Raw genomic sequence first — 21563 nt, 5'->3', positions numbered from 1 at the left:
TACTCCTTACACCTTTTCAACCTGAACGAGGTTAGTATGTGATGGGTTCCCCTTGGCAAGAGGAGACGGTCGCTGAGTCGTCAGCACGTTAATACAGCCGCCCTGGTCAACGCGCTTCGCGTCCGGGTCATACCATGCCCCTTCCCCCAGCGCCACCACGCCCGGCATCATTCTCGGCGTCACTTTCGCTTCGATATGCAGCTCGCCGCGGCCGTTGTAAATGCGCACCTTATCGCCGTTGTTAATCCCGCGCTGCTTCGCATCCAGTGGGTTGATCCACATCTCCTGACGGCAGGCGGCCTTCAGGACATCGACGTTGCCGTAGGTGGAGTGAACGCGAGACTTATAGTGGAAGCCGGTTAGCTGCAGCGGATACTCTTCGATCAGCGGATCGTTACGGCTTTCAAAGCCCGGGGTGTAGATCGGCAGCGGATCGATCACATCGCCTTCCGGCAGCTCCCAGGTGGCGGCGATTTCCGCCAGCGCCTGCGAGTAGATCTCGATTTTACCCGACGGCGTGGACAGCGGATTGGCCAGCGGATCTTCCCGGAACGCTTTATAGGCAACGTGATGCCCCTCCGGATCGCGCTTCTTAAAGATCCCCTGCTTGCGGAACTCCTCAAAGCTCGGCAGCTCAGGAATCGCTTCACGCGACTGCTGGTACAGATGGCGCATCCACTCTTCGTGGGTGCGTCCTTCGGTGAACTGCTGCTCTACGCCAAGGCGTTTTGCCAGATCGCTGGTCATCTGATAGATGGTCCGGCACTCGAAATAAGGCTTAATTACCTGGTCGGTGAAGATCACGTAGGACATATTCCCGCAGGAGGCGTCCAGCGCGAAGTCCATCTGCTCGGACGCCGTGCAGTCCGGCAGCAGAATATCGGCATACTTCGCTGAAGAAGTCATATGGCAGTCGATCACCACGATCAGCTCGCACTTCTTGTCGTCCTGCAGGATCTCATGGGTGCGGTTGATCTCAGAGTGCTGGTTGATCAGGCAGTTGCCGGCATAGTTCCAGATCATCTTGATCGGCACATCCAGCTTATCTTTGCCGCGAACGCCGTCGCGCAGCGCGGTCATCTCCGGGCCGCGTACGATCGCATCGGTCCACATAAACATAGAGATGCTGGTTTCAACCGGGTTTTCCAGGGTCGGCATACGCACAAACGGCAGCTCGTAGGAGCCTTCGCGAGCACCTGTGTTACCGCCGTTAATCCCGACATTCCCGGTAAGGATCGCCAGCATGGAGATCGCGCGGGTGGCAATTTCACCGTTCGCATGGCGCTGCGGACCCCAGCCCTGGCTGATATAAACCGGTTTGGTACTGCCGATTTCACGCGCCAGCCTGACGATGCGCTCGGCCGGAATACCGGTAATCTGCGCCGCCCATTCCGGGGTTTTGGCGATGCCGTCATCGCCCTGGCCCAGGATGTAAGCCTTATAGTGGCCGTTTTTCGGCGCGCTTGCCGGCAGGATCTTTTCGTCATAGCCGATGCAGTATTTATCGAGGAACGGCTGATCGACCATGTTTTCTTCGATCATCACCCAGGCCAGCGCGTTGACCAGCGCGGCATCCGTCCCCGGACGGATCGGGATCCACTCATCTTCACGGCCCGCGCCGGTATCGGTATAGCGCGGATCGATAATAATCATGCGTGCGTTCGACTTCTCTCGCGCCTGCTCCAGATAGTACGTTACCCCACCGCCGCTCATGCGGGTTTCACCGGGGTTATTGCCGAACAGCACCACCAGCTTACTGTTTTCAATATCGGAGGGGCTGTTGCCGTCCGCCCAGCCGCCGTAGGTATAGTTCAGGCCTTCGGCAATCTGCGCGGAAGAGTAGTCACCGTAGTGGTTCAGGTAACCGCCGCAGCAGTTCATCAGGCGGGCGATCAGCGTATCGCCCGGCGGCCAGGAGCGCGTCATGGTGCCGCCCAGCGTGCCGGTGCCGTAGTTCAGATAGATGGATTCGTTGCCGTACTCTTTGATCAGGCGCTGCATGTTGCTGACGATGATGTCATAGGCCTCATCCCAGCCGATCGGCTCGAATTTACCTTCACCGCGCTTGCCAACGCGCTTCATCGGCTGCTTAAGGCGGTCCGGATTGTAGACCCGGCGACGCATTGAGCGGCCGCGCAGGCAGGCGCGAACCTGGTGCAGACCTTCATAGTCGTCGTCGCCGGTGTTATCGGTTTCTACATACTTGATGACGTTATCCACCACGTGCATGCGCAGCGGGCAGCGGCTACCGCAGTTCACCGTGCAGGCGCTCCAGATAACTTTTTCCTCTGGCGGTGTCGGGTTAATCGCTTCCGCTGCGCTGGCAATGCGGGTAAATGGCAGGCTAAAGGCGCTGCTGGCCAGTGCCAGACTTCCTATCGCCGTTGTTTTAACCAGTCCACGACGACTCACCTCAGCTGCCAGTACGGCATTGGGGTTTTCCGTTTTCATAATGGCTCACTTTGCTTGCTGATATTTAACAAAAGCTAAAAATTGTTGTGCAGGCAGAAATACCGACACTATCGTTATATAGTTTTGTATATAATAAAAATTTGAAATAACAGCATTAAATGCTGAATCTCGTCCGACGCCAATGTTACTACTGAAGGAGTAGCCAATCTTGTCCGGTATCAAACAGATGTAAAAAAAGCGCCCTCAGGCGCTTTCGAATGAAAAAAGTCAGATTTAGCCGATATAGGCCAGCCCGTTCATATACGGACGCAGAACTTCCGGCACTTCAATACGACCATCGGCCTGCTGGTAGTTTTCCAGCACGGCGACAAGGGTACGACCAACGGCCAGACCGGAGCCGTTCAGGGTATGCACCAGACGGGTTTTCTTATCGGATTTGCTGCGGCAGCGGGCCTGCATCCGGCGCGCCTGGAAATCCCAGACGTTGGAGCAGGAGGAGATTTCACGATAAGTATTCTGCGCCGGGATCCACACTTCCAGATCGTAGGTTTTGCACGCGCCAAAGCCCATATCGCCGGTGCACAGCACGATTTTGCGGTACGGCAGGCCCAGCAGCTGCAGAACTTTTTCCGCGTGACCGGTCATCTCTTCCAGCGCGGCCATAGAGTCTTCCGGACGCACAATCTGCACCATTTCCACTTTGTCGAACTGGTGCATACGGATCAGGCCGCGGGTATCACGCCCGTAGGAGCCGGCTTCGGAGCGGAAGCACGGGGTATGGGCGGTCATTTTGATCGGCAATTGCTCTTCGTCGATGATTTCATCGCGCACGAGGTTGGTCAACGGTACTTCGGCGGTAGGGATCAGCGCATAGTTGCTGCTGTCAGCCTCTTCTTCCAGCGGACGGGTATGGAACAGATCGCCGGCGAATTTCGGCAGCTGGCCGGTGCCGTACAGGGTGTCGTGGTTGACCAGGTAGGGCACGTAGTTTTCGCTGTAGCCGTGCTGTTCGGTGTGCAGATCCAGCATAAACTGCGACAGAGCGCGGTGCATGCGGGCGATTTGCCCTTTCATCACCACGAAGCGGGAGCCGGTCAGCTTAACGGCGGCGGCAAAATCAAGGCCGGCGTGCATTTCGCCCAGCGTCACGTGATCGCGCACCTCGAAGTCAAACTGGCGCGGCGTGCCCCAGCGGCTGACCTCTACGTTATCGTTCTCGTCCTTACCCACCGGCACGTCGTCGGCAGGCAGGTTAGGAATAGTCAGGGCAATAGTGCGGATCTCGGCCTGCAGGGCATCCAGCTCGGCTTTTGCCGCATCCAGCGCTTCACCCAGCTTGTTGACTTCCAGACGTAAAGGCTCGATATCTTCCCCGCGCGCTTTCGCCTGGCCAATGGATTTCGATCGAGCGTTACGCTCTGCCTGCAGGTTTTCCGTGTTAACCTGCAAAACTTTACGACGCTCCTCGAGAGCGCGCAGCTTATCTACATCCAGCTTAAAGCCCCGGCGTGCCAGTTTTTCAGCGACTGCGTCTGGCTCGTTACGCAGCAGATTGGGATCGAGCATGCTTATCCTGTGCTTATCGAATTGAAAAAGAGAGACGTGACCACAGCCTGCGACCACGCAAATAGAGGAAGTAACCTTACCGCAACGCCTGCATTAGCGGTAGCGTTTTGTGGGGCTATTTTGATCCTGTTCAGCCAGCCAGGCGAGCTTTTCGCCAATCTTGCCCTCAAGTCCCCTGCCTGTCGGATGATAATAGCGCGTTTGCGCTATTTCCGGCGGAAAGTAAACCTCCCCGGCGGCGTAGGCGTTCGGCTCATCGTGGGCGTAGCGATACTGCTGGCCGTAGCCCATCTCCTTCATCAGCTTAGTCGGCGCGTTGCGCAGATGGGGCGGCACGTCATAATCCGGACGTTCCCGGGCGTCGGCCAGCGCCGCTTTAAAGGCGGTATAGACCGCGTTGCTTTTCGGCGCGCAGGCGAGATAGACAATCGCCTGGGCGATAGCCCGCTCGCCCTCCGCAGGCCCGACGCGGGTAAAGCAGTCCCACGCGGCAATCGCTACCTGCATCGCGCGCGGATCGGCATTGCCGACATCTTCAGAGGCGATCGCCAGGCAGCGGCGCGCCACGTACAGCGGATCACCGCCGGCGGTAATAATGCGCGCGTACCAGTAGAGCGCGGCGTCCGGCGCGCTGCCGCGCACCGACTTGTGCAGCGCCGAAATAAGATCGTAAAAACGATCGCCTTTGTTATCAAATCGCGCGCTGCGCTCGCCGGCGATCTCCGTCAGCAGCGCAGGCTGCAGCACCCGCCTGCCGCCAGGGTCCGCTTCTGCCATATCGGCCATCATTTCCAGCGTGTTCAGCGCCCGGCGCGCATCGCCGTTCACCAGCTCGGCGATCGCCCGGCGGGTCTCATCCGGCAGAACGATATCCTGGCCACCGTAGCCGCGTGAGGTATCCTCCATCGCCTGGTCCAACACCCGTTCGATATCGTCGGCGGTGAGAGATTTCAGCAGATAGACGCGCGCCCTGGAGAGCAGCGCAGAGTTCAGCTCAAAGGAGGGATTTTCCGTCGTCGCGCCGATAAAGGTGATGGTGCCATCCTCAATATGCGGCAGAAAGGCGTCCTGCTGGCTTTTATTAAAGCGGTGGACCTCATCGACGAACAGGATAGTACGCCGCCCGGCGTTACGATTCTGGCGGGCGCGCTCGATGGCCTCCCGGATCTCCTTCACGCCGGAAGTCACCGCAGAGATGCGCTCCACGTCGGCGTTCGCATAGCGGGCGATCACCTCGGCAAGGGTGGTTTTACCCGTGCCGGGCGGCCCCCACAAAATCATTGAATGCAGGTGCCCCGCCTCAATGGCGCGGGGCAGCGGCTTACCGGCGGCCAGCAGGTGCTGCTGGCCAATGTACTGTGCTAAATTTTCTGGCCGCATACGCGCGGCCAGAGGCTGAAAGGTGTTATCGGAAAAATCGAGCGACAGATTGCTCACTCATCGCCTCTACTTACGTTGATCGTCTACCGTCACGCCCTGCGGCGGGGTGAAGCGGAATTTGGCCGCGTCGACCGCGCCGTTCTGCTGCGATTTCAGCTGATAGCTGCTGCGCTGATCGTCCTGTTCAATCGCGCTGAACTGATGAATGGTGCCATCGTTCCCGACGTTAATAGTGAACTGCTTCAGGTTGCCGCTGCTGGCTTTCGGCGTCAGCACAAAGTCATCGCCATCCTGCTTAATGTTGTACTGCTGCCAGTCGCTGGCCTGGTTGCGGGCGATCAGCATAAACGGCGTATTGCCAGTGGCATCCTTCAGCCAGGTGGCGGTCGCCTGCTCAACGAACGGATTATAGAACCAGAGGGTTTTTCCGTCGGAGACGAGAATGCTTTCATCGGGCTGGGTCATATGCCAGTTAAACAGGTTCGGACGTTTTACCCACAGGTCGCCTTGCCCCTCCTGAACCGCCGTGCCGCTGCCGTCGGTGACCTTCTGGGTAAAGCTGGCGTGGAAGCTGCCGACCTTATCCAGACGGCTTTTCAGGGCGCTGGCGGCGTCAGCCCAGGCGCTGCTGGCGATAAAACTTGTAAGTAGTGCACAGGTGATAGCGATCTTTTTCATCATTATTCCTCAAAAACGTCTTACCCGATTGGGAGAGCCTTCTGCCGCTCATTTCAGAATAAAAGCCAGCATAAAGAAACCATATGATTCCTAAAAATCATGCCGTTAGCCGCCTTTCGCTTATTCAAACGGCGGTGGTGCAAGCACTTCCCGGTTACCGTTATGGCCCTGCTCGCTGACGATACCCTGGGCTTCCATCTGCTCAATAATACGCGCCGCGCGGTTATAGCCGATGCGGAACTGGCGCTGCACGCCTGAGATAGAGGCTTTGCGTTTTTCCGTGACGAAATTAACCGCCTGATCGAATAACGGGTCCAGCTCCTCGCCGCCATCAAAGCCGCCGCCGCCGCCCTCGCCGTCGCTGTCGGAGGTAATGCCGTCAATGTACTGCGGACGACCGCGCGCCTTCCAGTCCTGCACCACCGCATGGACTTCCTGATCGCGAACGAAGGCACCGTGGACGCGCACCGGCATCGTCGAGTTCGGCCCGGAGAAAAGCATATCGCCCATGCCGAGCAGCGACTCTGCGCCCCCCTGGTCGAGGATCGTGCGGGAGTCAATTTTGCTGGAAACGGTAAAGGCGATTCGGGTCGGGATATTGGCCTTGATAAGACCGGTAATCACATCAACCGACGGACGCTGGGTCGCCAGCACCAGATGAATGCCCGCGGCGCGTGCTTTCTGCGCCAGGCGCGCGATCAGCTCTTCCACCTTTTTACCGACGGTCATCATCAGATCGGCGAATTCATCCACCAGCACAACGATATACGGCAGCTTTTCCAGCACCGGATGCTCTGCGGCCATGCTGTCGCCGGGCTTCCAGTACGGATCCGGGATCGGACGCCCCATACGCGCCGCCTCGGCGATCTTCTCGTTGTAGCCCGCCAGATTGCGGACGCCAAGCGCGGACATCAGCTTGTAGCGGCGCTCCATTTCGTTGACGCTCCAGCGCAGGGCGTTGGCGGCATCCTTCATGTCGGTAACCACTTCCGTCAGCAGATGCGGGATCCCTTCATAGACCGAAAGCTCCAGCATTTTCGGGTCGATCATAATGAAGCGCACATCTTCCGGCTGCGCCTTATAGAGCATACTGAGGATCATGGCGTTGACCCCAACCGACTTACCGGAACCGGTCGTACCGGCGACCAGCAGGTGAGGCATCTTCGCCAGATCGGCCACCACCGGATCGCCGGCGATATCTTTACCCAGCACTACGGTAAGCGGCGACGGGTTTTCGCGAAACTTCGCGTTATCCAGCACTTCGCGCAGATAGACGGTCTGCCGCTTCTTGTTCGGCAGCTCCAGCCCAACGTAGGGCTTACCCGGGATAACTTCCACAACGCGCACCGCAACCGTTGACAGCGAACGCGCCAGGTCCCGGGAAAGGTTAGAGATTCGCGCCGCCTTAACGCCCGGTGCCAGGTTAAGCTCAAAGCGGGTAATCACCGGACCAGGGGAGTAGTTCACCACGTCCGCCTTGATGCGGAAGTCCGCCAGGCGAGCCTCCACCAGGCGCGCCATCTGTTCGAGGGCGAAGGTGTCTACCGGCTCGATCTCGCCCGGCGGCGGGGTCAGCAGATCCAGCGACGGCAGCGGCGTGGTCGGCCTTTGCAGCGGACGGCTGTCGCCGTTCCGCATCAGCAGCGGGTGAATCAGGCTCTCCTGCGGCGCGGCGGGCGGCTGTTGATGCTGCGGCTGCGGGGAAACCGGCTGTACGGGCTGCTGGTACTGCGGCTGCGGAGGAACCGGCTGTACGGGCTGCTGATGCTGCGGCTGCGGAGGAACCGCCTCAGGCTCGGGTTCCGGCATTATGCCCGGCGTAAACAGCGGCTCTTGCGGGCCGTCGTCCAGCAGAATCTTCGCCGGCGAAAATTCAAAATCATCCAGCGTGAACGGGCTGGCACCCGCCGGCTGCTCGCCGGAATAGCGCTGCTGTTGCGAAGAGGCGAACTGGCGCGCCAGCTCCGCTTCTGCGGCAAGCTCTTCATCCTGGGTCGGCGACGCATCATCCTGGTAAGCGCCCCCGTAGCGCTGCTCCTGCGTGCGGGCGAACTGGCGGGCCAGCTCATCCTGCTGAACGGCGTCCATATCGGTGTCGCTATACGGTTCTGCGCTATGCAGCTTCTGCTCCGTCTCTCGCGCTTTTTCTTCAGCGATTCGCTGGGACGGCAGTTTAATACCAAACGAGGCCAGCTCACGACGGGTAGGCACCCTTACGCGGTTAGGCCGTGGCAGCTGCGGCCCAATCCCCTCTTTGACCTGCGGACGCGGCGCGGCGGCGCTGGCCGGGCTGAACGCCGTTGCGGCAGCGGCTGTCGCGGCCTGTTTTACGCCCGACGCAAGGGTCGCCGTCGCGGCGGCGGCTTCCACCGGCGGCAGCGCTGTGGCAACGGCGGGCCTTACCGGCTCCGGCTCTTGTACCGGCTCAGGAATGGGCTGATACCAGGCGGCAAGCTGCTCGCGCTCGCGGGCGCGCTTCTCTTCCACCTCTTCAAAATAGTAAAGCGGCGGACGCGCCGGTTTGCTCTCCTCCACCGCCGGTTCAGGCGGCGCGGCTTCAGCCTGCGCGTCAGCCGACGGCGGCGGCATCGTAGAATAAGACTGGAACGTCGCTTTCTGCTGAAAGGTAGACGAAGGCTGAAGCGTGGGGGCCTGTTGAGGGGCCTGCGGGGCTGTCGGCCAGGCGTGCAGCGGCTGCGATACGGGATCGGCCGGCTGCTGCCACGGCTCATGCTGCGGCTGGTGCGGGTAACCTTCCGACCCGGCGGCATAAGGCGGCTCATCGTTCTGCGGCGTCATGGCCGTCTGCCATTCACCCGTTGGCTGCACGCCCGACGTTGGCGGCGTGTGCACAACCGGTTCGACTGGCGCTGCCCACGCCTGGGTTGCCGCCGTCGCGGCAGCGGCTGCGGCGATCGGCGCAGCAACCGGCTGCCCGTCCAGCAGAGGATCAAATTCATCGTACTCCGGCTGCGTCACCCGGTGCCCGGAAAAGAGTACATCGTTGGGATCGGCAGGCACGCCGCGGGCGCTGTATGCGACGCTCTCTTCGTCATCCATACGTTTACCGGAAAACAGCGCCGCGTCGGTTTGCCGTCCGTGAGGATTAATAAATTTTTCCGCTATGCGCTTACGGCGCGCCAGCGCGCCGCGAAGAATACGCGCCCGACGGCTTTCGCGCGCCGCGCCTTCACGTTCGGCTTCATAGTCATCTTCGTCTGCATACTCATCGCTCTCGTCGTCGACCCAGGTGTCGTCGCGGCGCGTGCGATTGCTGACAAAGGTAAGGATGTTGAGCACCCAGCCACCGATCTTTTCGGCGATGCTGACCCACGACCAGCCGGTAAACAGCGTCAGGCCCGCAGCCCAGATGCACAACAGCGTAAGGGTTCCGCCGCTGCTGTGCAGAAGCGGCTGCAGCGTGGTGCTCAGCAGGCTGCCGATAACGCCCCCGGAGGCGAAATACCAGATGTCGTCGGCGTTGATGGCCGCCAGGCCGCAGGAGGTAAGAATCAGGGCCAGCACGCCGATAATGCGCAGCGAGACGGCAAAATAATCGATGTAATCGTCGTTGGCCTGATGCCGCCATGCAAACCAACAGCCGCCGACCATAATGACGGGAATGGTGTACGCCATCACGCCAAAAATAAAGAACAGCGTATCGGCCAGCCACGCGCCGGGCGCACCGCCTAAATTATGGATAGGCTCATGCCAGGCCGTTTGTGACCAGCTGGGATCTGAAGGATTGAAGCTGAGTAAGGCGGCCATCAGCCAGACGGCGAAAAGCGCAATAAGAATCAGCAGCGCTTCGAGAAGTCGGCGCGTACTGCTCAGCTTTGTCAGTGTGACTTCTTTGTCTTCAGTGTATTCCTGGCTCAAGAAAAGCTCTCCAGGTTTCAGGCTTTTCCTGCCTGAGGCTAAAACGGACAACAGCACCAGGTTGCCCCGGCACTGCTGCTGTATGGATTAACAGGAGTGTAATCAAAATGCGTCGATTTTGCACCTGTTCCGTATTAGCGAGTCTTAATAACCAGACGATTACTCTGTTTGACTTCTTCCATCACCACGTAGGTGCGGGTGTCATTTACGCCAGGCAGACGCAGCAGGGTTTCCCCGAGCAGCTTACGGTACGCTGACATATCCGGCACGCGGGTTTTCAACAGATAATCAAAATCCCCGGAAACCAGATGACATTCCTGAATTTCTTCAAGTTTCTGCACGGCGTTGTTAAATTGTTCAAACACGTCCGGCGCACCGCGATTCAGAGTAATCTCAACAAATACCAGAAGTGATGCATCCAGATAGTGCGGGTTTAACAGCGCCGTATAGCCCTGAATAAATCCTTGCCTTTCCAGACGACGCACGCGTTCAAGACAGGGCGTCGGGGAAAGTCCCACACGTTTAGAAAGCTCGACGTTGGAAATACGACCATCCTTTTGCAGCTCATTAAGAATGTTACGATCGATACGGTCGAGATCTTTGCCAGGGCGCTTCTTGCTATCTACCATTATTATTGTCTCTCTGTATTCTTCCCTAAACCTGACTGACTCAATAACATCACTGTCAAGAGTCGCAGCCCGTCACGATAGACCGCCCCCCGAAAGGAGCAACGGCGCGCATGCCGGGGTCTATGATGAGAAGCCCGGTGCCTTGCAGCCGCTATCGACATCACGCATGGCGTCTGTCCACGCCATGCGTAGATTTCACTAGCCCGGTAAACATAGTATTTACATGCGTGTTTATGCGGCACGCATATAGCACTGTTTTTTCTCCCACGAATGTTTTCGCAAAACGGCAGGTGATTGTCAAAGTAAAACATCTTTTTTTAGTACAACATACCAGTTATTCAGCGAAGACCCCGGCTTAATCGTCATTTTATCGCCTTATAACGGGGCGAAATGGGGCAGACACCTTCACGCTATAAATGCAAAAGTCCCCACTCATCGACCTGTGCTATTGCACAAATCGTTAACAAAATCGCCATACTCTTTTTTTACCCCGGTAAATTCCCTACAATCCAGCCCATTGCCTGCTAACAACTATGGGGATCTCATGGGCACCACCAAACACAGTAAACTGCTAATCCTGGGTTCAGGCCCTGCGGGATATACCGCTGCCGTCTACGCGGCCCGCGCAAACCTGAAGCCGGTGCTGATAACCGGCATGGAAAAAGGCGGTCAGCTGACGACCACGACCGAAGTGGAAAACTGGCCCGGCGACCCGCACGATCTGACCGGCCCGCTGCTGATGGAACGTATGCACGAACATGCGGCGAAGTTTGAAACCGAAATTATCTTCGATCACATCAGCCAGGTGGACCTGCAGACACGTCCCTTCCGCCTGACCGGGGACAGCGGTCACTATACCTGCGACGCGCTGATTATCGCGACCGGTGCATCCGCCCGCTATCTGGGGCTGCCTTCGGAAGAGGCGTTTAAAGGACGCGGCGTCTCCGCCTGTGCCACCTGCGACGGCTTCTTTTATCGCAATCAGAAGGTCGCGGTTATCGGCGGGGGCAACACCGCCGTTGAAGAGGCGCTGTATCTGTCTAACATCGCCGCCGAAGTTCATCTGATCCACCGTCGCGACAGCTTCCGCGCCGAAAAAATCCTCATCAAACGCCTGATGGACAAGGTAGAGAGCGGCAACATCGTGCTGCATACCCACCGGACGCTGGAAGAGGTGGTCGGCGACCAGACGGGCGTGACCGGCCTGCGCCTGCGCGATACGCAAAATGGCGAAAATAGTGAATCGCTGGAGGTGGCGGGCCTGTTCGTCGCCATCGGCCACAGCCCTAATACCGCCATTTTTGAGGGCCAACTGGCGCTGGAGAACGGCTACATTAAGGTCCAGTCAGGCATTCACGGTAATGCGACCCAGACCAGCATTCCGGGCGTTTTCGCCGCCGGCGACGTCATGGACCATATTTATCGCCAGGCGATCACCTCCGCAGGCACCGGCTGCATGGCCGCGCTGGATGCTGAACGCTATCTCGATGGGTTGGCCGACGCCGCCAACTAGGCCTGCGCGCTACGATCTTTTGCGCCAGTAAAAAGAAACGTTCCCGCCGTATTTAGCTGTTCATTTGCGGCGGGAAATTATCAATACATCAGCTTTAAGACAATTCACACCATTTAAATAGAATTAGCCCGCTCAGAAAATTAATATTATATTTTCCACTTAACTAACCACCACGACAATATAAAACAAACATCATCTCAAAAATATAAAACCTTTTATTTCAATCCATTAGAAAAATTTAAACACTGAAATAAATAAGGCGTATTGCTTATATTCCCCACTATGCTTACCATGCCTGCGCAACCTATGTATTTCATATTTTCATCATGCCATTTATATTTAAAGGATGGAGGTCATACTCATGAAAAGGAAGTGCGTTCACAAGAACGTAACGCCGCTGCTTACGCCCGTAGCACTCGCTTTATCCGTCATTCTGTTCCCCGTTGGACATGCTTATTGTGCAGCACTTAACGTTGATGGAACGACGATAACCACCACCACTGAAGAAATATATACCAATACCTCCGTAGCACCGGCCATTAATGTCACTAACGGCGGAAAACTGACAATAGAACATAGTACCACTGCCGTAACTAACGCACCAATTGCCAGAAGCGTGAAAATGACCGGCGCGCTTTCTGAAATAGTTATAGATGCGCCATTAAACATTTCCCTGGGAAATATGCCAAATACAGTGGGCCTGGATCTGAATGCAGGTACATTCACGGTACGCAATGGCTCAATAATAATCACTTCCACCGCCAACAGCGTAAATGGCACAGGCCCTATCGGCATCAATGTGACCAACGGTGCCAACGTCAATTTAGGTAAAAATGCCGTTATCTCGCTCGGTACTGTAGGCTCCTTACTGCCATATACCTACGGTATCCGCATCGCCACCGGTGCCAGTAGCGCTCGTGACAGCAGGGTAACGGCGGAAGACCTTCAGATTACGACTCACGGGAAAAATTCCGCCGCGATCATGGTCTGGAACGCCGTTGCAGCGCTGGGAAGCAGCGCGACTAAAAACGGCGAAGTATTTCTTACAGGCACCAACAATATCATCACCACCAGCGGTGAGGATTCTGGCGGGCTTGTAACGGGCCTGACCACTCACGGTAAATCACGTATCCAGGTGGGTGATAGCAATACGGCTTCAAGCGTATCCATCGTCACAACGGGAAAAAACTCCAGTGGCATTTACGCTACCACCAACGGCGAAATAGCGCTTTTTGGTGACAATCAGTCAATAGTGACGTCCGGCGAAAGCGCCTACGGCTTTACAACAGAAGGCGACAGAATACTCGCCCGCACTACCGATACTTCCCCCCAAATTAGCCTTACCGGGGATAACTACCTAATTGAAACGTCTGGCGATTATGCACATGCTATTTTCGCCAACAAGGGCGGGGATATTACGCTGACCAACAGCGCGGCAGGTAACAATAAGATTGCCGCCAGCGGGATTGGAGCACATGCGATTTACGCCAGCGGACAACGTCGGGCGTCTGACACCGCCGCTACCATCACGCTGACGCAAAAAGGCGGATCGATTTCCAGCGCGCAAGGGGATCTGTTCCGCGCCGAAGGCGCAACCATTACGGCCCAACTGGAAAACGCCAACCTTAGCGCTCCCGGGGGCAAGCTGATCCATTCAGGCATTGTGCCTGCCAGCGGAATGTCAGGCACTGACGGAACCATCGGCAGCAACGTTACCCTTCACGCTACGGATAACAGTACGCTGGCTGGCGACATTTATGCCGACGGTCTTAGCACCGCCAACCTGACGCTGAGCGCCTCAGAGTGGGCGGGCAGCGCAGAAAACGGCTCTGTCGATGTTGACGCTGACAGCCGGTGGACGATGACAGGCAGCTCCAGACTGATTGACTCCGTAAACAATGGCGCGATCTCCTTTGGCGACGATCCTGGCGCAGCGCTGCTCCCTCGCGCCTGGCGAACGTTGACGGTCGATAATAATCTAAGCGGGAACGGCCGCTTTATTATGCGCGTCAATATGGCACAGCAGATCGGCGATAAACTACTCGTTGCGGGCACTAGCGCAGGTCTGCATTCGCTGCTCCTGACCGGTGACGCAACCCAGCCCACCAACGGAAGGGAGCGCCTGACGGTAGTCGAGACGCAGGATGGTCTCGCAACTTTTACGCTGCACAACAGCCAGACCGTCGATTTTGGCGGCTACAGCTATGAACTGACCCGTACGGACAACAACCATGACTGGGAGTTGAAAGGTTATTCAGGTTCAAATAGCGGCGGCGACAATACCGGTGGTGGTAACACCGGCGGCAATAACAGCGGCGGCGACAATACCGGTGGTAATACCGGCGGCAATAACGGCGGCGGTGGCAATACCGGTGGTAATACCGGCGGCAATGATACGGGTGGCAAAACGCTGAGCTCGGCAGCAGACGCCGCGGCCAACGCGCTTATCGGCAACTACCTGTTAAGCTACGCTGAAAACCAGACGCTCTTACAGCGCATGGGTGAGCTACGCCTTAATCAAACAGAAGGCGACGTATGGGCTCGCGGTTATGCCGGGCGCTTTGACAGCTTTGCAAAGAGTTACCTTAGCGGCTTCAATATGAACTATCACGGCTTCCAGCTGGGCGCGGATAAACACATAGCCACCGCCACCGGGAGCGTCCTGATTGGGGCGATGTTCGGTGCCGCTAACTCCAGCCAGAGTTACGCCAGGAACGGCGGCGACGGCAGCATTAACAGCCAGAGCGCCGGACTTTACGCCAGCTACCTCATTGATAATGGCCTGTATATTGACGGTTTGATGAAATACAGCCGTCTCACTAACAGCTTTAAGGTCATAGACAGCAGCCATAACGGTGTATCCGGTGAGAGCAAAAGTAACAGCTTCAGCCTGTCGCTGGAATCAGGAAAACGCTTCTGGCTTAATGCGCCGCAGAACGGATTCTATATTGAACCGCAGACTCAGCTGTCCTGGATCTGGCAGGAAGGTATCTCAACCACCGCCAGCAACGGATTGCGCATTAAATCAGATGATATAAATTCCGTGCAGGGCCGGATAGGTTCACTGGTGGGATACAGCCTGAGCGGTAACAGTGCCGTTGACGTCTATTATAAGACGGCCTTTGTCGGCGAAATGGCCGGCAAGATCGATTACCGGCTCAACGGCTCCCGTGAGAACGAGAAAATGCATGGAGGCTGGTGGAATAACGGCGTGGGCATCAGCGCCCAGGTGGCTGAACGACATACTTTCTATATGGATGCTGAAATATCAACCGGCCATCAGTTCAACCAACGGCAGATGAACGCCGGCTACCGTTACAGCTTCTGATGCTAAAACGCTGGCAGAGTGCAAAGCCCGTCATAACCCCCTGAAGAGCTGTTGCTTCTGCTGGCTAACAAAGTCCTGGTCGCAAGATCGGGGCTTTTTTGTGCCGGAACCGTGCTAAACAGCCAGGCGTTCTCTGTCTCCCGCCCATAGCCGCCCGCAGCAGGCACCTCAACGGCGCTAAAACGCAGCCTGCGGTCGCGGAAAAAATTCGGCTCGTTCAGCAAAGTGATACGACTAGCAGTCGCCTTTATTTTTGCCTCGTTGTAACATTAGCGCGCCAATAATTCTGATAACTCACCTGTTAAGCGCGTAATGGATAAAACCCGTCAAAAAGAACTGATCTGCTGGTTAAAGCAGCAAAACGTCATCTCCCGGCGCTGGCTGAATTTTTCTCGTCTGTTGGGGCTGGCCAGCGGCGCGCTGATTGTTGCCCAGGCCTGGATTCTGGCCCGGCTTCTGCATCATATGATAATGGAAAATATCCCGCGCGAAGCCCTGCTGCTCCCCTTTGCCATCCTGGCGCTGATCTTCATTCTGCGCGCGTGGGTCGTCTGGCTGCGTGAGCGCGTCGGCTTTTATGCCGGGCAGCACATTCGCTTTGAAATTCGCCGCCGGGTGCTGGACCGACTCCAGCAGGCGGGGCCGGCATGGATTCAGGGCCGGCCCGCAGGCAGCTGGGCCACCCTGGTGCTTGAGCAGATTGACGATATGCACGACTACTACGCGCGTTATCTGCCGCAGATGGCGCTTGCCGTCTGCGTGCCGCTGCTGATTGTGGCGGCCATCCTCCCGACAAACTGGGCCGCAGCGCTGATCCTGCTGGGCACCGCCCCGCTTATTCCGCTGTTTATGGCGATGGTCGGCATGGGCGCGGCCGACGCCAACCGCCGCAACTTCCTGGCGCTGGCCCGGCTGAGCGGCCATTTTCTCGATCGTCTGCGCGGTATGGACACGCTGCGCGTATTCGGACGCGGCGAGGCTGAAACGGCGGCTATCCGCACCGCCTCCCGGGACTTCCGCCAGCGCACCATGGAGGTGCTGCGCCTCGCCTTTTTATCCTCCGGCGTGCTGGAGTTCTTTGCCTCGCTCTCTATCGCCCTGGTGGCAGTGTACTTTGGCTTCTCCTACTTAGGCGAGTTCAACTTCGGCAGCTACGGTGCCGGGGTCACTCTCTCCTCAGGCTTTCTGGCGCTGATCCTTGCCCCGGAATTTTTTCAGCCGCTGCGCGATCTGGGCACCTTTTATCACGCTAAGGCACAGGCGGTGGGCGCGGCCGACAGTCTGAAAACCTTTATGGAGACGCCGCTGGCTCATCCGGAGCGTGGCGAGCTGGAGCTAATGGGCAGCGCCGCTGTCGCTATTGAGGCCAGAGATCTGTTTATTATCTCGCCGGAAGGCCAGCCGCTGGCCGGTCCGCTCAATTTTACCCTGCCCGCCGGGCAGCGCGCGGTGCTGGTCGGGCGCAGCGGTTCCGGTAAAAGCACGCTGCTGAACGCGCTGGCCGGTTTTCTTCCCTATCAGGGATCGTTGCGCATCAGCGGCGTTGAGCTTCGTGAACTGGCCCCCGCCCCCTGGCGCAAACAGATCTCCTGGGTCGGGCAAAACCCGCAGCTGCCCGCCGCAACCCTGCGCGAAAACGTTCTGCTGGCGCAGACAGAGGCCAGTGAACTGACGCTGCAGGCCGCCCTTGATGCCGCCGGGGTCAGCGAATTTCTGTCGCTGCTGCCGCAGGGGTCAGATACGCCCGTAGGCGATCAGGCGGGTCGTCTTTCCGTCGGGCAGGCCCAGCGCGTCGCCGTGGCGCGGGCGCTTATCGCGCCCTGCACGCTGCTGCTGCTCGACGAACCTGCCGCCAGCCTCGACGCCCACAGCGAGCGCCACGTAATGCAAGCGCTGTACGCGGCGTCAAAGCGGCAGACCACGCTGATGGTCACGCATCAGCTGGAGGCTCTGGCGGACTGGGACGCCGTCTGGGTCCTGCAGGATGGACAAATCATCGAAACCGGGACTTACGCCGAGCTTAGCGCGAAAAACGGCGCGTTCGCTGCGCTGCTGGCCCATCGTCAGGAGGAGATTTAAATGCGCGCCCTGCTTCCCTATCTGACGCTCTATAAACGACACAAATGGATGTTAACCCTGGGGATCGTGCTGGCCATCGTCACGCTGCTGGCCAGCATTGGCCTGCTGACGCTCTCCGGCTGGTTCCTGTCGGCTTCCGCCGTGGCGGGCGTGGCCGGGATCTACAGCTTTAACTATATGTTACCGGCGGCGGGCGTGCGCGGCGCGGCGATCGTCCGCACCGCCGGGCGATATTTTGAGCGGCTGGTCAGCCACGACGCAACCTTTCGCGTGCTGCAGCATCTGCGCATTTACACCTTTAGTAAGCTGCTGCCTCTCTCCCCTTCCGGGCTGGCCCGCTATCGCCAGGGTGAGCTGTTAAACCGCGTCGTTGCCGATGTTGATACGCTGGATCATCTGTACCTGCGGGTTATTTCACCGCTGGTGGGTGCATTCGCGGTCATCGTCGTGGTGACCCTCGGCCTGAGCGTGCTTGACGTCACGCTTGCCGCCACGCTGGGCGGGATTATGCTGCTGACGTTGCTTATTATACCGCCGATCTTCTATCTGGCGGGAAAGCGCAACGGGCAAAATCTGACCCACCTGCGCGGCCTGTATCGCCAGCAGCTCACCGCCTGGCTGCAGGGGCAGGCCGAACTGACCCTTTTCAGCGCCAGTGAACGCTACCGCGCACAAATGGAGAATACAGAGCTGCAGTGGCACGACGCGCAGCGTCGTCAGTCCGAGCTGACGGCGCTTTCTCAGGTGCTAATGCTGCTGGTGGGCGGCGTCGCGGTATTAATGATGCTGTGGATGGCCTCCGGGGGCGTCGGCGGAAACAGCCAGCCAGGCGCGCTAATCGCCCTGTTCGTTTTTTGCGCGCTGGCAGCCTTTGAAGCGCTGGCACCGGTCACCGGTGCGTTTCAGCACCTCGGCCAGGTGATTGCCTCCGCGCTGCGTATCAGCGAACTGACCGGGCAGCCGCCGGAAGTGATCTTTCCGCAAGGCGATGCTGCCGCTCCGGCGCAGATTGCCCTGGCGCTGCGCGAGGTCTGTTTCAGCTATCCGGGTCAGGCGCAACGGGCGCTGGAGGCCGTTTCATTTCAGGCCGCCCCCGGCGAGCATATTGCTATTCTTGGCCGCACCGGCTGCGGTAAATCGACGCTGCTGCAGCTGCTGACCCGCGCCTGGGACCCACAGCGGGGGGAGATCCTGCTTAACGAACGGCCCCTTGGCACGCTGGGCGAAGCGACCCTGCGCCGGAGCATCGGCGTCGTGCCCCAGCGCGTGCATCTGTTCAGCGCCACGCTGCGCGATAATCTGCTGCTGGCCGCCCCGGACGCCGACGACGAGGCGCTCGCCGCTATGCTGCGCCGGGTCGGACTTGAAAAACTGCTGGACGGCAGCGGGCTTAACGGCTGGCTGGGTGAAGGCGGACGCCAGCTGTCCGGCGGCGAGCTGCGCCGCCTGGCCATCGCCCGCGCCCTGCTGCACGACGCCCCGCTGCTGCTGCTCGACGAACCTACCGAAGGACTGGACGCCGCCACGGAAAGCCAGATACTTGAGCTGCTGGCGGAGGTGATGCGGGGCAAGACCGTGCTGATGGTCACGCACCGCCTGCGGGGGCTGGCGCGCTTTGACCGAATAATCGTCATGGACAACGGACAGATTATTGAGCAAGGTAATCATGCCGATCTGTTAGCCTGTCGGGGCCGCTATTATCAGTTTAAGCAAAGCCTGTAAGCTATTATTGAACGATCTCTCGCGACTGGAGTTTTGCCGTAATGCGCCTGGTTCAGCTTTCTCGTCATTCCCTCGCCTTTCCCTCGCCGGAAGGCGCTTTGCGCGAACCGAACGGTTTGCTGGCTATGGGCGGCGATCTCAGCCCCGCTCGCCTGCTGATGGCCTATCAAAGAGGGATTTTTCCGTGGTTTTCGCCTGGCGATCCGATTCTATGGTGGTCTCCCAATCCGCGCGCCGTTCTCTGGCCAGCGTCATTTCACGTCAGCCGCAGCATGCGGCGCTTTCACCAGCGTTCGCCCTATCGCATTACCCTGAATCACGCTTTCGATCGGGTCATTGAGGGCTGCGCCAGCGATCGCGACGAAGGAACGTGGATAACCTACGGCATCGCCGAGGCGTACCGCCGCCTGCACGAGCTGGGTCATGCACACTCGATAGAGGTCTGGTGCGGTAGCGAGCTGGTCGGCGGTCTGTACGGCGTTGCGCAAGGATCGCTGTTTTGCGGTGAATCGATGTTCAGCCGCCGGGAAAACGCCTCGAAAACCGCGCTGCTCGTTTTTTGCGCCGAGTTTATCCGTCATGGCGGGGAACTGATCGACTGCCAGGTGCTAAACAACCACACCGCGTCTCTGGGAGCCGTTGAGATACCCCGCCAGGAGTATCTGCAACACCTCGAAGCGATGCGTCAGCGGCCGCTTCCGGCCCATTTCTGGCTGCCAGCAACGTTATTTTCACCTGCCGAGTGAATGTTTTCGGCACATTTTTTACCGCGGTGTTATAATTGTGCCGCTGAGCAGGTTATGCCCATTACCCCGCCGCCGTTAAGGAACAGATTGCGTCAGGTAACATCCTCGTTTATCTCATCGCTCCCTTATACGTTGCGCTTCAAGTGCGGTTTTGCCGCGTGTTGAGTAATGCGCCTAACCTGATTTGCGGCGTTTTAGCGCACAAATCTTTACTTATTTAAAGAACTTCGGCATTATCTTGCCGGTTCAAGTTATGGTAGTGATACCCCAGAGGATTAGATGGCCAAAGAAGACAATATTGAAATGCAGGGTACCGTTCTCGAAACGCTGCCTAATACCATGTTCCGCGTAGAGTTAGAAAACGGTCACGTGGTTACTGCCCACATCTCCGGTAAAATGCGTAAAAACTACATCCGCATTCTGACGGGCGACAAAGTGACCGTTGAGCTGACCCCGTACGACCTGAGCAAAGGCCGCATTGTCTTCCGTAGTCGCTGATTATTTTTGACGCCCGCGCGGCGTACAGAAGATAAAAAGGTCGGTTTATCCGGCCTTTTTTGTATTGATGGCCTCCAGGGCTATTCGCCCGTACGCCGTCCGCCTGCGCGCATAGCGTGCTTTAGCTCCGTATCGCCCCGCCCGATGCGGCGAACACCAGCCAGGATACCCATCGTTATTCTTTCTATCACTGAGCTGCCTGTACGGCAGTGAACTCACTGATTTTCCGCGGAGCGCGGCCGGGCATTTTCTAAGCTGCCTGTACGGCAGTGAACAACGGTTAACAGCTTGCCTGTTGGCCGTTGAGTTTCTAAGCTGCCTGTACGGCAGTGAACGGTAATTGTTTCACCTATCCGTAATCGACTAAGTTTCTAAGCTGCCTGTACGGCAGTGAACGTGCTAAACGGCACACGCTGGGAGCGTATACCATTTCTAAGCTGCCTGTACGGCAGTGAACATAATAATGTTCACGATAAATATTTTCTTTCCTTTCTAAGCTGCCTGTACGGCAGTGAACTTTGCTCTGTTCCATCCCTGAATTTTGTCAGTTTTCTAAGCTGCCTGTACGGCAGTGAACGGTGACGGTAACCGCACCAGCCACCAGCCCAATTTCTAAGCTGCCTGTACGGCAGTGAACTGGAATCATATCAGGCTATTACATTGATTACATGTAGAAAAACTCATGCTCAACCGGATATACCCTATTTTTTACTTACTATAAATAAACATTTAAAAACAAATAGTTATAATATTGTCAAGAAAAAGGGTTAGTGAGAAAGCCGGATTACAGACATCATTAATTTCCCACCGGGCTTTAGGTTAATCCCCTTTCCCTGCCTCGCAGGAAGTACAGCACCCGTCATAACTATACCCAAAATCTGATTTCGTTCCTTTCCTACCAAAGGATGATGTACATTGCGTAACCAAACGATAATGAAAGCTTAAATACTGCTTGACCGTCTCCCCGCAACTCCCTATAGTACCGCCCCGTTGCCCCCGGGTAGTTGGGCAACAATACAATATGGTGAGGTGTCCGAGTGGCTGAAGGAGCACGCCTGGAAAGTGTGTATACGGCAACGTATCGGGGGTTCGAATCCCCCCCTCACCGCCATATTTGAGTTGAGAGCCTGTAC

At 57.6% G+C, this 21563-nt stretch carries 13 protein-coding genes, 1 tRNA gene and 1 CRISPR repeat array; of the genes, 7 read left to right on the top strand and 7 right to left on the bottom strand.

Annotated elements, in window-relative coordinates; genetic code table 11:
- Positions 1-6: 6 nt before the first annotated feature.
- The 6 genes from dmsA to lrp form a co-directional block, all read right to left on the bottom strand.
- Complete coding sequence (gene dmsA / locus GJV78_RS10830; RefSeq protein WP_155108360.1) at positions 7-2451, bottom strand: dimethylsulfoxide reductase subunit A; 2445 nt, start codon at positions 2449-2451, stop codon at positions 7-9.
- A gap of 234 nt (positions 2452-2685) precedes the next feature.
- Positions 2686-3978 (bottom strand): serine--tRNA ligase, encoded by a 1293-nt coding sequence (gene serS, locus GJV78_RS10825; RefSeq protein WP_155108359.1) that lies wholly within the window; start codon positions 3976-3978, stop codon positions 2686-2688.
- A 93-nt stretch (positions 3979-4071) separates the two neighbouring features.
- Complete coding sequence (gene rarA / locus GJV78_RS10820; protein WP_167519515.1) at positions 4072-5415, bottom strand: replication-associated recombination protein RarA; 1344 nt, start codon at positions 5413-5415, stop codon at positions 4072-4074.
- Positions 5416-5424: 9 nt separating this feature from the next.
- The gene (gene lolA / locus GJV78_RS10815; RefSeq protein WP_155108358.1) at positions 5425-6036 is read right to left on the bottom strand and encodes an outer membrane lipoprotein chaperone LolA; all 612 of its coding nucleotides are present in this window, start codon (positions 6034-6036) and stop codon (positions 5425-5427) included.
- A 120-nt stretch (positions 6037-6156) separates the two neighbouring features.
- Positions 6157-9915 (bottom strand): DNA translocase FtsK 4TM domain-containing protein, encoded by a 3759-nt coding sequence (locus GJV78_RS10810; protein ID WP_155108357.1) that lies wholly within the window; start codon positions 9913-9915, stop codon positions 6157-6159.
- Positions 9916-10049: 134 nt separating this feature from the next.
- Positions 10050-10544, bottom strand: coding sequence for a leucine-responsive transcriptional regulator Lrp (gene lrp / locus GJV78_RS10805; protein ID WP_155108356.1), 495 nt, complete (start codon positions 10542-10544; stop codon positions 10050-10052).
- Positions 10545-11088: 544 nt separating this feature from the next.
- On the opposite strand from lrp, the gene trxB reads away from it, so the two are divergent.
- Positions 11089-12057: a thioredoxin-disulfide reductase gene (trxB, locus tag GJV78_RS10800; RefSeq protein ID WP_155108355.1), complete on the top strand. Its 969-nt coding sequence runs from the start codon at positions 11089-11091 to the stop codon at positions 12055-12057.
- Positions 12058-12510: 453 nt separating this feature from the next.
- On the opposite strand, the gene GJV78_RS22975 is transcribed toward trxB, so the two are convergent.
- Entirely contained in the window at positions 12511-12726 is a 216-nt protein-coding gene (locus GJV78_RS22975; protein ID WP_167519514.1) for a hypothetical protein, read from the bottom strand.
- Positions 12727-12739: 13 nt separating this feature from the next.
- Between GJV78_RS22975 and GJV78_RS10795 the strand changes: the two genes are divergently transcribed.
- The 6 genes from GJV78_RS10795 to GJV78_RS10770 all read left to right on the top strand — a co-directional run bounded on the left by GJV78_RS10795 (position 12740) and on the right by GJV78_RS10770 (position 21541).
- Positions 12740-15385 (top strand): autotransporter outer membrane beta-barrel domain-containing protein, encoded by a 2646-nt coding sequence (locus tag GJV78_RS10795; RefSeq protein WP_167519513.1) that lies wholly within the window; start codon positions 12740-12742, stop codon positions 15383-15385.
- A 312-nt stretch (positions 15386-15697) separates the two neighbouring features.
- On the top strand, positions 15698-17464 hold the full coding sequence (cydD, locus tag GJV78_RS10790) for a heme ABC transporter permease/ATP-binding protein CydD (RefSeq protein ID WP_155108353.1): 1767 nt from the start codon (positions 15698-15700) through the stop codon (positions 17462-17464).
- The gene (cydC, locus tag GJV78_RS10785) at positions 17465-19186 is read left to right on the top strand and encodes a heme ABC transporter ATP-binding protein/permease CydC (protein WP_155108352.1); all 1722 of its coding nucleotides are present in this window, start codon (positions 17465-17467) and stop codon (positions 19184-19186) included.
- A gap of 41 nt (positions 19187-19227) precedes the next feature.
- Positions 19228-19932, top strand: a complete 705-nt coding sequence (aat, locus tag GJV78_RS10780) for a leucyl/phenylalanyl-tRNA--protein transferase (RefSeq protein ID WP_155108351.1) — start codon at positions 19228-19230, stop codon at positions 19930-19932.
- Positions 19933-20211: 279 nt separating this feature from the next.
- A complete protein-coding gene (gene infA, locus GJV78_RS10775; protein WP_001040187.1) occupies positions 20212-20430 on the top strand; it encodes a translation initiation factor IF-1 in 219 nt (72 codons plus the stop codon).
- Between the two features lie 187 nt (positions 20431-20617).
- A CRISPR array of direct repeats spans positions 20618-21067; the repeat unit is 28 nt; unit sequence TTTCTAAGCTGCCTGTACGGCAGTGAAC.
- Positions 21068-21453: 386 nt separating this feature from the next.
- Positions 21454-21541 (top strand) — tRNA-Ser (locus GJV78_RS10770).
- The last annotated feature ends 22 nt before the right edge of the window (positions 21542-21563 follow it).

This window comes from Intestinirhabdus alba (genome assembly GCF_009711095.1).
Taxonomy (GTDB): domain Bacteria; phylum Pseudomonadota; class Gammaproteobacteria; order Enterobacterales; family Enterobacteriaceae; genus Intestinirhabdus; species Intestinirhabdus alba.
Note: the sequence above shows the minus strand (reverse complement) of the source record. Positions and strands in the feature narration are given on the sequence as shown.

Coding starts and splice junctions, on each gene's coding strand:
- GJV78_RS22975 (WP_167519514.1), bottom strand. CDS start 12,726: ATGTTTAATGGCGCATCTATAACTATTTCAGAAAGCGCGCCGGTCATT.
- infA (WP_001040187.1), top strand. CDS start 20,212: ATGGCCAAAGAAGACAATATTGAAATGCAGGGTACCGTTCTCGAAACG.
- serS (WP_155108359.1), bottom strand. CDS start 3,978: ATGCTCGATCCCAATCTGCTGCGTAACGAGCCAGACGCAGTCGCTGAA.
- cydD (WP_155108353.1), top strand. CDS start 15,698: ATGGATAAAACCCGTCAAAAAGAACTGATCTGCTGGTTAAAGCAGCAA.
- lrp (WP_155108356.1), bottom strand. CDS start 10,544: ATGGTAGATAGCAAGAAGCGCCCTGGCAAAGATCTCGACCGTATCGAT.
- lolA (WP_155108358.1), bottom strand. CDS start 6,036: ATGAAAAAGATCGCTATCACCTGTGCACTACTTACAAGTTTTATCGCC.
- dmsA (WP_155108360.1), bottom strand. CDS start 2,451: ATGAAAACGGAAAACCCCAATGCCGTACTGGCAGCTGAGGTGAGTCGT.
- aat (WP_155108351.1), top strand. CDS start 19,228: ATGCGCCTGGTTCAGCTTTCTCGTCATTCCCTCGCCTTTCCCTCGCCG.
- GJV78_RS10795 (WP_167519513.1), top strand. CDS start 12,740: ATGCCAAATACAGTGGGCCTGGATCTGAATGCAGGTACATTCACGGTA.
- cydC (WP_155108352.1), top strand. CDS start 17,465: ATGCGCGCCCTGCTTCCCTATCTGACGCTCTATAAACGACACAAATGG.
- trxB (WP_155108355.1), top strand. CDS start 11,089: ATGGGCACCACCAAACACAGTAAACTGCTAATCCTGGGTTCAGGCCCT.